Below are 12247 nucleotides of genomic sequence, written 5' to 3' on the forward strand. Positions count from 1 at the left end.
AACGCAAACCGTCAGCCTGCGGCGCCGCGCCGCGCCTCGCGTCCGCCACGACGGCGACCGCCGCCAGCCGAATCGGCAGGAACGGATACCGATGCAGCTGCACCAGGGGCAGCCGGCTGGTGATCGCGATATTTCTTGATCCAATAGGTGCAATTGGCGTCTGTGCCGTTGAGAACATTGGCGGCATGAACGGCTTCCATTTCCTGCGGACGGCAAGGATTCATGATCGCCGAGGTCATGCCCGCGCCAATCACCATAGGAATGAACCCGGCATTGATGCCGTGACGATGGGGCAGGCCGAAAGAGATGTTCGACAAGCCGCACGTGGTGTTGACTTTCAATTCCTCACGCAGACGGCGCAGCAGTGCGAAAACCTGACGACCGGCATCACCAAGCGCACCGATCGGCATGACCAGGGGATCGACCACGATGTCATGGGCCGGAATGCCGAAATCGGCGGCGCGCTCTACGATCTTCTTGGCAACGGCGAAACGAACGTCCGGATCCATGGAAATGCCGGTCTCATCGTTGGAAATGGCAACGACCGGAACATTATACTTCTTGATCAGCGGGAGAATGGCTTCGAGCTTCTCCTCTTCACCCGTCACGGAATTGACCAGCGGACGGCCCTTGGCGACTTTCAGTGCTGCCTCGATGGCAGCGCTTACCGAACTGTCGATCGACAAGGGGACATCGACGAGATTCTGAACGATTTCAAGCGTCTGAACAAGAAGACCCGGCTCTGTCGCGTTGGGATCCACCGCAGTAACACCCGCGTTGACGTCCAGCATCGTCGCGCCTGCGGCGACCTGCTCCAAGGCGTCCTTGATGACTGTATCGAAATTGCCCGTGATCATTTCGGCGGCCAGTTTCTTACGACCGGTCGGATTGATCCGCTCGCCGATGACGCAGAAAGGCTGATCAAATCCGATGATTATTTCTCTGGTCGCCGAAGCGACGATCGTACGGGTCATTCAAGAATCCTTAATTCGCGACTGCGTTTGTAGAATAGTGTGCGGTATTCAAACTCCATGAGCCGCGATCAACAAGCCATTCGGATGACTTCTTCAATCCACCGAACGGGAAGATATGAATTTGCTTGATGACAGATGTCGGGTTAGCCAAAACGTGCTGCTCGATGGGGCCGACAACACCCTCCGGTGAGTGGCTTGTGGCGAGCGCTGTCAGTGACAGGGCATTCTTCTTCAGGAAGCTGATCGAATTGCCGACACCGCACATGGCTGCATATTTGATCAGCGTCGTAATCTTGGCAGGGCCAGCAACGCCGAGATGCACGGGAAGGTCGACACCATGCTGGCGCAGCGATTCCGAATAGCGGATAAAGCGATCAGCATCGAAACCGAACTGGGTGACAACACGCAGCTTTGCACCAGTACGTTCGCCGAAGTCTTTCTTCAAACGCAGAGCTTCAATCGCAACGGCCTCGGAAAACTCCGGGCTGCCTTCGGGATGGCCGGCAACGCCCATTTCGGTGATGCCATACTTGTCAAAGAAACCAGTCTCCAACACTTCCATCGTCGAGGAGAACTCACCTGCCTGACGCTCGAGGCCGCCACCAATGACGAGAACGTCGGTCACGCCGGCTTCTTGCGCGGCTCGGCGGATACGAGTTTCGAGCGCTGCTTTCGTCGTCAGACGGCGTGAAGCGAAATGCGGGACCGGCTTATAACCAAGCTCATGAATGCGCTTTGCGGCCGCAGTCAGCGTATCGACGCTGTCCGTACCCATATCGGTGATGTAAACCCGGGTGCCTGTGGGGAACAGCCCCGGCAAATCCTGGGATTCGATAGCCTGGCGAGCCGCGACTTCAATGGATGCTGCGATCTTGGTCATTTGATCCTGCTGCGACTTCGCTTTGAATTCATGAATGCTCATGTCCACCTGCCTTTACGAGCGCCACAAGGCGTTCCCGATCATATTCATTGTCAATACGGGCGAGGGCGCTATCCGCCTCGGTCTCCAGATCATCACTCACAGGCACCGGAGTGCCGCGGCGCCATTCCGCCAGATAGGTATCGGAGTCTTTCGCACCAATGCGCATCGCACACATGTCGATGGCCTCGGTGAAACGAATCGGAAGCTCGCGCTTGGCTGCCTGACGTCCCTTTTTGACGGTCACTTGAGCGGGAATATCCCGCCAATAAACGACAATGAGATCAGCCATGCAATTCATCCTCCGATGAGGATCCTTTTGCCGGAATATCGGGGGCTAAGCTTGCTATCTCACGACGCGTGCGCACTCAAATGCGACGTGCGTCATTGGTGTTTTTGCGACAAGGATTTAGAGCAAGTTTTATCTATTTGGAGCCAGTTCTGTTTCACGGATGGCGAGACAATCCACGCGGAAGGTGGCGAGGCCGATGTTTTTCCATCGGACGAAGCCGTCTGACAAGGTGGGTGTCCGCCAGCCGGAAACCCGAAGGGCCGCGTGAATTCGGGCCAATTCCATCGGGCTTCGGCGTCGTCCGATGGAAAGGCATCGGCCTCGCCAAACCCCTTGACCTTGTCCGTGAATTCCCCCGGCAGAACGACTCCAAATAGACAAAATTTGCTCTAGTTCAGAAAGGCCAGAAGGTTGCGGCATAGGCAAGCACATTCGCGGCAACGAAGGCAAAGCCCGTGACAATGCCGATCGAGACGACACCGAGTATCAGTCCGCCCAACATCAATCTGCCGTCACGCTCGCAAAGTGCGATGCCGATAATCGCGGTTGCGAAAGCGGGCAGCCAGTTGGATAGCGGCATTGGCAGAACTACAGACAGACCAAGAATGGTGGTAAATGCACCAAGCCAGCGATCACCCTGCTTGCGGCCAAACGGCCAATTGCGCGGCCGGATAAACTTCTCCAGCCATTCCAGCCACGGAACGACTTTGGCCGATATCAAGCGGAACCGGTCAGGGGAAATGGTTTTCGTTCGCATGAAACTTGGAAGCCAGACAGATTCGCGCCCCATCACCATTTGTACCGAAACGAGCACAAGTGGAATTCCGGTAATGACCCCGGTACCTGGTGGAAGCGGGATAAGATTCAAAATGGCAAAAAATGTGAGGAGCGCGGCAAAACTGCGATCTGTAAACGCTTCTTCGAGCTCGTCGAAAGACACCGGGGCCGTTGCCGCAAGCGACAAATCCCTGAAGACTTGCGATAGCGTGCGCGGGTCATTGTCTGGTGTCAAAGATCGAGCCACGCGGTCGGGCTTTTTTCTTTCTTCTGCGTCGATTGCTGCCATCTTCTCGTCTTTGTTGAAATTTTGACGCATATGGCGCGAGGTAGGTAACATTACAATGACGAAAATACCTCAACGCTTCAGTTCGAGTATGTCCATGAGCGATTCGCGAGCGGGCGAAGGGAACTCAATTCGAAACTCATTTTTTTCCGTCCGGTATGCGTATCCGACTTGATCAACGTCAGGGCCAGCGCTGTAGTTCCGTGGTTTGTTACCCAAAGTATAGCCGACACCAAGATAGGTCAGGCGGTTGTCGCCCTCGGTATAAAAGTGTCCCTTCGTGCGTTGTGAACCACTCGTCTTTTCCAATATCCATCCTGATCCGTCATCGGTGACACGACATTTGAACCAGCCATAAAGAACCAGTGCTGGTTCCTTGCCCAGCTTTGTTGTCCGACATTTCCAATCGCCGGTCATGTCGAAATCTTCACCGAAAGCGAGATGGGGCTTTGCGAGGATTACGTCTAATTGCTTCAAATCGTCGGTGGAGCCGCCTTTTCTTGCGGCGTCGATTGCCGTTCTCCTCGTCTCTTCGTATTTGTCGAGCTTCGCTTGATCAGGCTTGGTAATAATCCGCGTTATCGCGCCGTCCGCGTGGGCGACAGTTGTGCAAGCAATAAGGATAATGGTGGCGAATCCAGCGCGAAGCATAATGAATTGATACCTGTCTCGATTTGGTATTCAGGCATACAGACGAAGAAGTCGTTCATCTGATGGCGATCAGGAGGAGAATCTAATCGGGAGCCGCAGCCGAGGTCAAGGCGGGAACGAGATCACCATAACCCGTCAGGCGCCGTTCGTAGGCGAGGCCTAGAAAAGCTGCCGCTCGCTCGGCCTTCGCGCTCAACTTAGGATCATCAGTCTGCGCGATGTAGATCATCTTGGTGTAGTTGCCAAAATACATGTCGCGCAGTTCAGGGTGCCGATCCAGTCCCAGCGGTTTGACCATGAACGTTTCGAAATGGCGGGCGAGGAAATCTGTCATGAAAAACGACGTCATGTCGTCGTCCCACTGTGAGGAGAAGGCTTCATTGCCGACATAGAACGAAAAGCAATGCGGGCCGGCGATGCGTTCGACGCCATGTTTCTCACAGACACGGTCAAGCATGCCACCCGTACCGCAATCTGCATAGCCGACAAATATGCGTGTTATGCCTTCAGCTTTGGCTTTGACGATTGCGCGATCTACCGATGGCGCAATCTTATCCGGATAGTGATGATAAATCGCGGGGAGGCACTTTAGATCAATATGTTCGAGGCCAAATTGTTCGCGTATCGCGAGGATTTCGCGCGCAATCATCCCACAAGCAATGACCCGCACGATCTCCGGTGACTTCGTCGACTTTCGGCTTGCATTCATGGAACTGATCTTGCTCTATCGCGTTGTTCCAGCGTTGGATTTAATTCTAGCAGAACGGGAGATACCGTCCATGAAACTATCACATATCGCTCCGATTGCCGCTGTACTTGCAGTCGTCGCACTTGCCGGCTGTGCCAATACGATTCGCGGCATGGGTCAAGATACGGCCAATACGGTCAATGCGACCCAGAGCGCTGGTCATCGCGTGGCAAAGTCAGCCAATTAATTAACGCTTAGGGCCGTCTGGGCCTCAGCCGTTTATTGATTTCTTGCTAACAAAACGGTCGCATGCTCATGCGGCCGTTTTGCATGCCATCAAGCTCCCGAAAGCTGATTGTGTTTGCGTTTCATGTAGGCCTTGGCTGTCTCAACAGCAACCGCCGCATCGCGGCAATAGGCGTCCGCGCCGACGGCTTTGCCGAACTCTTCGTTGAGAGGTGCACCACCCACGAGCACGATATAGTCGTCGCGGATGCCCTTTTCCTTCATCGTGTCGATAACGACTTTCATGTAGGGCATGGTGGTCGTGAGCAGTGCCGACATGCCAAGAATGTCGGGCTGATGTTCTTCTATTGCCGCCAGATACTTTTCGACCGGATTGTTGATACCAAGGTCGATGACATCGAAGCCAGCACCTTCCATCATCATACCGACCAGATTTTTGCCGATGTCATGAATGTCACCTTTGACGGTCCCGATGACGAGCTTGCCCTGCTTCGGTGCCCCGGTTGCAGCAAGGAGAGGGCGCAAGATGAACATGCCGGCCTTCATCGCGTTGGCTGAGAGCAGTACTTCAGGTACGAAGAGAATGCCGTCCCGGAAGTCTTCGCCAACGATGCGCATGCCCTCGACCAAAGCTTCGGTCAGAACCTTGTAGGGCGCCCAACCGCGTTCAAGCAGAATATTGGTGCCTTCCTCGATTTCTTCCTTCAGGCCGTCATAAAGATCGTCATGCATTTGCTCGACGAGTTCATCGTCAGAAAGCTCCGAAAGAATGATTTCATCATCGGCCATTTTTATGCTTCCTTTCAAGCGTTATGCAATGTCACTAACATAACTGGTGTTTCTTTAACATATCGGGCAAGTTGCTGAAAACGCATCGCTTAAATGCGACCTAGTAAATGACGAAAACGACCGGCTAGTGGTCCGATTCTAACATTCGCTAGCAATCTCAAAGTCCTAGTGGAACTTTTGGATTTGACTTTGGCTTCAGAAGCTGATGGCCAAGGCGTGCGAATGTCAAATCCGCTTCACTAGTTGTCTCCGATGCGCCACCCGGTGCCGCACACGGAAACGCTCTTGCCGGTGTCGCGTTTAGATTCGGACCTGCTCAAGAAGAAGTCTGCGCTTGTGAAGCGCTGAGGAGATAGAAAATGGTTGAGGAAACGTCAGTCGATGCACCTGCAGAAGCGGAAACAGGCAGTGGGCGTCGTGGCCGCGGCGCAGGCGCTGGTGCCGCTGCACGTCGTGCTGCGCGTTCGGGTGGCGGTCCTGGCAAGTCGCTGACCTATATTACGCGCAAGATACGTACCTTCGAAGTGTTGGACGAAGAAGGTTTGGCGATAATCGAGGCGAACGCCGATACGGTGCTGGAGGAGATCGGCATCGAGTTCCGCGATGATGCGGAAGCGCTCGCACTGTGGAAAGAAGCCGGTGCCGACGTCAGAGGCGAGCGGGTGCATTTTCCCAAGGGTTTGCCGCGTTCTCTGCTGAAGACTGCTCCGCCGATCTACACGCAGCATGCGCGAAATCCGGAACGCTCCGTCCAGATTGGCGGCGATGCTACCGTTTTTGCACCGGTCTATGGGCCGCCTTTCGTTCGCGATCTCGAGGGCGTTCGCCGCTACGCGACGATCGAAGACTTCAATAATTTCGTCAAGCTGGCTTATATGGCGCCGTCAATTCATCATTCGGGCGGTACGGTTTGCGAACCTGTCGATGTGCCGGTCAACAAACGCCATCTCGATATGGTGTATGCGCACATCAAATATTCCGACAAGCCTTTCATGGGATCTGTCACCGCACCCGAACGTGCTGAAGATACGATTTCCATGTGCAAGTTGGTGTTCGGCGAGGACTATCTCGACCAGAACACCGTTTTGACGAGCCTGATCAATGCAAATTCTCCCATGGTATTCGATGAAACCATGCTGGGTGCGTTGAAGGTCTATGCACGCAACAATCAGGCTTGCATCGTCACGCCGTTCATTCTTGCCGGCGCCATGAGCCCGGTTACGGTGGCAGGTACGCTCACCCAAGTCCTGGCCGAGGTTCTTGCAGGCGCGTCTTTTACCCAATTGATCCGGCCCGGCGCCCCTGTGATTTTCGGCACGTTCGCGTCGTCGATCTCCATGCAATCAGGTGCGCCGACCTTTGGTACGCCCGAACCATCATTGGTTTCCTATGGTGCTGCGCAACTGGCACGCCGCTGCGGATTGCCTTTCCGCACCGGTGGTTCGCTCTGTGCTTCCAAGGTTTCCGATGCTCAGGCAGCTTATGAGAGCGCGAATACATTGAATTCGACGCTTCTTGCGGGCACGAATTTCGTGCTGCATGGGGCGGGCTGGCTCGAAGGCGGTCTGGTATCTTCCTATGAAAAATTCATGATGGATATCGATCAGCTCGGCATGGCCCAGAAGATCGCCCAAGGCGTCGACCTCTCCGAGAACGGTCAAGCGATGGATGCTATCCGGCAAGTTGGTCCCGGCAGCCACTATCTTGGTTGCGACCACACGCAGGCGAACTTCCAAACCGCATTCTATCGTTCGAATATTGCAGATAACAATTCGTACGAGCAATGGCTGGCGGAAGGCGAAAAGCGGGCGGATCAGCGCGCCAATGAACTTGCTCGCCGTTGGCTGGAAACATACGAGGCGCCTTATCTCGATCCGGCCATCGACGAGTCACTCAAGGAGTTCATTGCCAAGAAAAAGGCGTCCATGCCCGACGCATTCACGTGAAAGAAGCCCGAAGACGGCCGGGCTAAAGTGGCCGATCTGATCCACCAGGAAGTCTGGGCCTCTGCTGTAAAGGGTTCAGATGCGGGGTGACTTTGCAGAATTGATACCGGATCAAATCGCCGCCGCGCTGGAGCCATATGGTTTGGTCCCGCGCGGCGGTTTTGTTTTCGACAAAGAGAACGCGCCTTCGCCCTTGATTCGAGGGACCTATTTTCGAAGCGTTGTCTTGGTTGGCCACTTCGGATCGGCCATTTGGCCGCATTTCACGCGGTGGTGGCAGGACCACACGGATTCCCAGGATCCGCTCGATCAATGGTCCAAGGATGTTCTGACTGCCGTTGCATTGAAATTCAGTGCGATGGCCGTGTTTCCCTCCGACCGGCCTTATCTGCCGTTTCAACAATGGGCGATGCGCGCTGAGGGACTGCGCCCTTCTCCACTCGGAATACTGATCCATCCACAATACGGGCTTTGGCACGCTTATCGCGGGGCGCTGCTATTCGATCGCGCGCTCGATTTTGCTAGCGGTAGTCCGCAAAATCATCCCTGCTACGATTGCCAGGACAAGCCATGCCTTTCGTCTTGCCCAGTGAATGCTTTTTCCGGTGACGGATACAATGTCGTCCGTTGTCGTTCCCATCTTGCTTCTGGAGAGGGGAACGAGTGCCTGAACGGCGGTTGTTTGGCACGCCGCGCATGTCCTGTGGGATGCGAGCACGCCTACAATACGCCGCAGATGCGTTTTCATATGAACGCTTTTGCCCGGGGCTGACATACTTTCCGCAAAAAAATACAGAGGCTAATTCAAACTCTTAGGCGGAAACCTCGTAAAAGATATATCTTTATCTTGATTAAAGATATATCTTTGCGTAGATATAGCTCATGAAAGATATAACCAGGAGAAATTCCATGTACGGTCATTGCAGAAATCACCACAGCTATGGCGGCGATCACTGGTCGCGCGTTGAGGCAATGTCAGGTTCGCAGGAGGGAGGCGGCCGCTTTGGCGGACGCGGACGCGGCGGTCCGTTCGGGCGGCATCGAGGCGGTCCGTTTGGCGGGCGCGGTCCGCGTATGTTTGATCCAGGTGCACTGCGCCTTGTCGTTCTCGGCTTAATCGCGGAAGAACCACGTCACGGCTACGACGTCATCAAGGCGCTGGAGGCGAGATTTCAGGGCGCCTATACCCCGAGTGCCGGCGCGATTTACCCGATGTTGCAAATGATGGAGGAAACCGATCTTGTTACCTCCACCACGACCGGCAACAAGCGGCTCTATACGATCACGGACCAGGGGCTTGCTTATCTCGATGAGAACCGGGCGGAGCTAGACAAGATCAATGGCCAACTTGACAACGCCTCCGGCGAGATACGTGGTGCCGCTTTGGGCGAGGAGATGCATGCATTGAGCTTCGCACTTCGCTCGAAGCTCCGCAGTGGTTCGCTGACGGCTGAGAAGGCCGAGGAGCTGCGCAATATCCTGAAGAGGGTCCGCCGCGAAATCGAGGACCTCTGAGGTCCAAAAGACTGTGACAAAAAGAACCGGCGGGTCAAACCGCCGGTTTTTGTGTCAAATTAGTCTATCCCCGCCGTCCGCGGCGTTCCCGCTTTGGCATATCATCCGCGTGAGCTGCGAGTTTGTTGCGCATTGGTCCGATGGTCTCGACGATTGTCTCGACAGAGGGCCGCGCGCCATGCGTGTGACTGTCGAGCGCTTTGCGCATTGCTGCCAGATGCTCGAACGATGTGCCACAGCAGCCGCCAATAATTTTCGCGCCGCCATTGATTGCAAGGTGGGCGTAGTCGGCCATCAGTTCCGGCGTGCCGGAATAGAAGATCTCCGCGCCGCGAAATTCCGGTATGCCGCAGTTGCCTTTGATAACAATCGTTGCGGAAGGATCGGCTTCACTCATGTCAAGAAGAGAAGCCAAAATATCCGACGCACCAACGCCGCAATTGGCGCCAACGGCAACCGGGCGTTGCGCGAGTCCGTCGACCACACCGTGAATGTCCTTCGGCGGTAGACCCATCATGGTCTTGCCGGCGGTATCGAACGATCCGGTATAGACATAAGGTAGGCCCACTTTAACGGCTGCCTCGGCAGCTGCGCGTATTTCGCCCGGAGCTGACATCGTCTCGATCCAGGCAACGTCGATGCCGCCAGCCTTCAAGCCTTCCAGCTGTTCCGTGAAAGCCGTCACCGCATCTTCTTCGGTCAAGGCACCCAGCGGCACGAGCAATTCGCCTGTCGGGCCGACGGACCCTGCAACAATGACCTTGCGGTCTGCCTTGTCAGCAACGCTACGCGCCAGCTCTGCGGCTTTCTTGTTGAGTTCGAAGACACGATCCTGTGCATGATGGAGTTTCAGACGATGGCGTGTGCCACCGAAGGAATTGGTCAGGATGATGTCGGCTCCAGCATCGACAAAGCCCTGATGTAATGCAATGATTTTCTCGGGCTGCGCTTCATTCCAGAGTTCCGGAGCTTCGCCTGCTTCAAGCCCGGTAGCAAAAAGATTTGTGCCTGTTGCACCATCAGCCAGCAAAACGCCCTTCTCAGCGATGAGATCAGCAAGTGGGTTTGCAATAGTCATGGCGCACGTTCCCTTTGGATAAGCTAAATAATGATATAAGGAAGTCTTTATATGTGGTCAATGATCATTTGCGACAAGGCCCGCCGCATGATCAACTGACCTTCAGCGATGAAACGTAACCAGCCACTTCGTGGGCATTGACTTTGGCGACCCGGATCAATCCGTCAAAATGCCGTTGCATGGTCAGCACCGCCTCAGTTGTGTACAGGACCAGATACATTTCCCCGACAAATATAGCGGCGCGGTATGGGCCAAAAACGGTATAGGGAACAGAGAAACGCTCGCGTCCGTCAAAGAGATAAAGCCGAAATGACGGATAGAGCTCATCAATCAATTCGGCCATGTGGTCGAGCTGTTCGAGACGGACCTTGCGCGAAAGATCGCTCCAGATGCTGCAACCGGCGGCAAAATCATTCAGCGTCTGGAAGGGCATACAGACCTCCATGTCGGTGCCCGGCTGGCGATTATAATCAAGCCGGAACGCGGTCTCGCTCAACTGGGTTGCGGGGTCCCGGTGGACCATGGAGGTCTCGTAAGCAACGACAGCTTGTGTACGCAACAAGTCCGGGATGCGCGCGGGGACGTAGCGGATTTTACTGCCGGTCGCTTCCGCGTGCCACTTGACGAGGAGCGTGCGTTCGAAGTTATTCGAACCTTCTTCTATTTCCATGCTTGGGCGAAGTTCGCCTGTAATGCCCTCATCCTGGCTCAATCCTAAAAGCCAATCGAGCGACACGGCGTGGCGTTCGGCAATGTTGAGCAGAGTCTCAACGCGCGGCAGTCTGGTAGACACGCCCGACAGCAGTTGTGACAAGGCTGAACGGTCAATACCAACTGATGCAGCAAAGGCTGACTGGTTTTCACCACTCCGGACAAGGAGACTTTTGATGCGCTCCTGGAATAGGCGGGAAAGGTCGCGTTTATCCATATTCGCACCACATTGTTCATAATGCACAACAATTGCGCCATTTGGTGCGCAAAATCAACACTTACTCACAAAAATAGCATTGCTGACAGCTCCTGACAATGAGACCATGAAAAACATGGAATCAGAACGACATAACAAAATACCCTCTTCACCATCCCAGCATTCGCGCAAGCGCACCGGCATTGAATGGCCAACCATTGGCTTGATGACAGCCTGCTACGGGCTTTGGTTTTTCTCCGGTTTTCACGTCTACGACACCATGCCATTGGTTGCTCTGGCCGCGATGGCCATTTCTGTCGCGTTGCATTCGTCCCTACAGCATGAAGTTCTGCACGGCCACCCAACGCGCAGTGGTCTTGTCAACGAAATCCTGATTTCGTTGCCGATTGGTCTCGTTTTCCCTTATCGGCGCTACAAGCATCTTCACCTCAAGCACCATGCGGATGAGCGGCTGACAGACCCCTATGACGATCCTGAGAGTTATTTCCGCGCCATGGGCGACTGGGAAAAACTGCCTGCATTTGTCAAATCACTCCTCAACTGGAACAACACGTTGAGTGGCCGGATTATTATTGGCCCGATTCTGATGGCGATTGGCTTTATCATCGCTGAGGTGAAGCTGGTTGCTGGAGGCGACAGGAAGACGCGCACGGCCTGGCTCTTACATTTCGCCGGGCTATTCCCAATGCTTACAATTGTATGGATGGTTTTCGGCATTCCCCTTTGGATTTACGCGCTGACAGCTGTTTATTGGGGTCTGTCAATCATCTCGATCCGCAGTTATTGCGAACACCAATGGTCGGAGCGCCCGGATGGGCGGACGATTATCGTGGAGAAATCGCCTCTCGCTCTCATTTTCCTTAATAACAACCTGCATTTTGTGCACCATAAACGGCCAACCGCGCCTTGGTATGATCTGCCGGAGCTCTATCGCGAACAGCGAGAGGAATGGCAGCGCATGAATGGTGGTTATGTCTTCCGCAATTATTTCGAGATTTTGCGTGCATATGCATTCCGCAAAAAACAGGAAGTCGTTCACCCCGTTCTTCGTCGTGAGCCGGCTCCAGGGCGGGCCTTCCGGCCACGCCGCCATGGCATCAGTCTGCAGGGCGGCTCAACAATGCCTATTCCCGCCGAGCCGCCGAAAGAGTAAACAAG

Annotated in this window: 13 protein-coding genes; 4 read left to right on the forward strand and 9 right to left on the reverse strand. The window is 54.7% G+C overall.

Annotated features, from left to right (window positions below; all coding sequences use genetic code 11):
* Positions 1–11 precede the first annotated feature (11 nt).
* The 6 genes from C7476_RS04520 to C7476_RS04550 form a co-directional block, all read right to left on the reverse strand.
* Positions 12–974, reverse strand: a complete 963-nt coding sequence (locus tag C7476_RS04520) for a methyltetrahydrofolate cobalamin methyltransferase (protein WP_114428714.1) — start codon at positions 972–974, stop codon at positions 12–14.
* Positions 975–984: 10 nt separating this feature from the next.
* A complete protein-coding gene (locus C7476_RS04525; protein ID WP_425373941.1) occupies positions 985–1896 on the reverse strand; it encodes a methylenetetrahydrofolate reductase in 912 nt (303 codons plus the stop codon).
* Positions 1883–2185 (reverse strand): virulence factor, encoded by a 303-nt coding sequence (locus C7476_RS04530; protein WP_114428715.1) that lies wholly within the window; start codon positions 2183–2185, stop codon positions 1883–1885. The genes C7476_RS04525 and C7476_RS04530 overlap by 14 nt, the downstream gene beginning before the upstream one ends.
* Positions 2186–2579: 394 nt before the next feature.
* Positions 2580–3251: an exopolysaccharide biosynthesis protein gene (locus tag C7476_RS04540; protein ID WP_114429024.1), complete on the reverse strand. Its 672-nt coding sequence runs from the start codon at positions 3249–3251 to the stop codon at positions 2580–2582.
* Positions 3252–3320: 69 nt separating this feature from the next.
* Positions 3321–3899 (reverse strand): DUF4893 domain-containing protein, encoded by a 579-nt coding sequence (locus C7476_RS04545; RefSeq protein ID WP_114428717.1) that lies wholly within the window; start codon positions 3897–3899, stop codon positions 3321–3323.
* An 82-nt stretch (positions 3900–3981) separates the two neighbouring features.
* Complete coding sequence (locus C7476_RS04550) at positions 3982–4608, reverse strand: DUF1638 domain-containing protein (RefSeq protein ID WP_114428718.1); 627 nt, start codon at positions 4606–4608, stop codon at positions 3982–3984.
* A 70-nt stretch (positions 4609–4678) separates the two neighbouring features.
* Between C7476_RS04550 and C7476_RS04555 the strand changes: the two genes are divergently transcribed.
* Positions 4679–4834, forward strand: a complete 156-nt coding sequence (locus C7476_RS04555) for an entericidin domain-containing protein (protein ID WP_112528692.1) — start codon at positions 4679–4681, stop codon at positions 4832–4834.
* 89 nt (positions 4835–4923) lie between these two features.
* On the opposite strand, the gene C7476_RS04560 is transcribed toward C7476_RS04555, so the two are convergent.
* Positions 4924–5622 (reverse strand): corrinoid protein, encoded by a 699-nt coding sequence (locus tag C7476_RS04560; protein ID WP_114428719.1) that lies wholly within the window; start codon positions 5620–5622, stop codon positions 4924–4926.
* Positions 5623–5981: 359 nt separating this feature from the next.
* On the opposite strand from C7476_RS04560, the gene C7476_RS04565 reads away from it, so the two are divergent.
* Positions 5982–7568, forward strand: a complete 1587-nt coding sequence (locus C7476_RS04565; RefSeq protein ID WP_114428720.1) for a trimethylamine methyltransferase family protein — start codon at positions 5982–5984, stop codon at positions 7566–7568.
* 909 nt (positions 7569–8477) lie between these two features.
* Positions 8478–9083: a PadR family transcriptional regulator gene (locus C7476_RS04575; protein ID WP_114428722.1), complete on the forward strand. Its 606-nt coding sequence runs from the start codon at positions 8478–8480 to the stop codon at positions 9081–9083.
* A gap of 64 nt (positions 9084–9147) precedes the next feature.
* Here C7476_RS04575 and bmt read toward each other — a convergent pair whose 3' ends face one another.
* Both bmt and C7476_RS04585 read right to left on the reverse strand, forming a co-directional pair.
* Complete coding sequence (bmt, locus tag C7476_RS04580) at positions 9148–10161, reverse strand: betaine--homocysteine S-methyltransferase (RefSeq protein WP_114428723.1); 1014 nt, start codon at positions 10159–10161, stop codon at positions 9148–9150.
* Between the two features lie 91 nt (positions 10162–10252).
* Positions 10253–11089, reverse strand: a complete 837-nt coding sequence (locus C7476_RS04585; RefSeq protein ID WP_114428724.1) for a helix-turn-helix domain-containing protein — start codon at positions 11087–11089, stop codon at positions 10253–10255.
* Positions 11090–11204: 115 nt separating this feature from the next.
* Here C7476_RS04585 and C7476_RS04590 point away from each other — a divergent pair, with 115 nt between their 5' ends.
* The gene (locus tag C7476_RS04590) at positions 11205–12242 is read left to right on the forward strand and encodes a fatty acid desaturase (RefSeq protein ID WP_425373942.1); all 1038 of its coding nucleotides are present in this window, start codon (positions 11205–11207) and stop codon (positions 12240–12242) included.
* Positions 12243–12247: the final 5 nt, after the last annotated feature.

The sequence above is a fragment of the Phyllobacterium bourgognense genome (assembly GCF_003337575.1).
Lineage (GTDB): Bacteria > Pseudomonadota > Alphaproteobacteria > Rhizobiales > Rhizobiaceae > Phyllobacterium > Phyllobacterium bourgognense.

Excerpts from the sequence above, each read along its gene's own strand:
- C7476_RS04540 (WP_114429024.1), bottom strand. The coding sequence starts at position 3,251 with ATGGCAGCAATCGACGCAGAAGAAAGAAAAAAGCCCGACCGCGTGGCT.
- C7476_RS04560 (WP_114428719.1), bottom strand. The coding sequence starts at position 5,622 with ATGGCCGATGATGAAATCATTCTTTCGGAGCTTTCTGACGATGAACTC.
- C7476_RS04550 (WP_114428718.1), bottom strand. The coding sequence starts at position 4,608 with ATGAATGCAAGCCGAAAGTCGACGAAGTCACCGGAGATCGTGCGGGTC.
- C7476_RS04520 (WP_114428714.1), bottom strand. The coding sequence starts at position 974 with ATGACCCGTACGATCGTCGCTTCGGCGACCAGAGAAATAATCATCGGA.
- C7476_RS04565 (WP_114428720.1), top strand. The coding sequence starts at position 5,982 with ATGGTTGAGGAAACGTCAGTCGATGCACCTGCAGAAGCGGAAACAGGC.
- C7476_RS04525 (WP_425373941.1), bottom strand. The coding sequence starts at position 1,896 with ATGAGCATTCATGAATTCAAAGCGAAGTCGCAGCAGGATCAAATGACC.
- C7476_RS04575 (WP_114428722.1), top strand. The coding sequence starts at position 8,478 with ATGTACGGTCATTGCAGAAATCACCACAGCTATGGCGGCGATCACTGG.
- C7476_RS04530 (WP_114428715.1), bottom strand. The coding sequence starts at position 2,185 with ATGGCTGATCTCATTGTCGTTTATTGGCGGGATATTCCCGCTCAAGTG.
- C7476_RS04590 (WP_425373942.1), top strand. The coding sequence starts at position 11,205 with ATGGAATCAGAACGACATAACAAAATACCCTCTTCACCATCCCAGCAT.
- C7476_RS04585 (WP_114428724.1), bottom strand. The coding sequence starts at position 11,089 with ATGGATAAACGCGACCTTTCCCGCCTATTCCAGGAGCGCATCAAAAGT.
- C7476_RS04545 (WP_114428717.1), bottom strand. The coding sequence starts at position 3,899 with ATGCTTCGCGCTGGATTCGCCACCATTATCCTTATTGCTTGCACAACT.
- C7476_RS04555 (WP_112528692.1), top strand. The coding sequence starts at position 4,679 with ATGAAACTATCACATATCGCTCCGATTGCCGCTGTACTTGCAGTCGTC.
- bmt (WP_114428723.1), bottom strand. The coding sequence starts at position 10,161 with ATGACTATTGCAAACCCACTTGCTGATCTCATCGCTGAGAAGGGCGTT.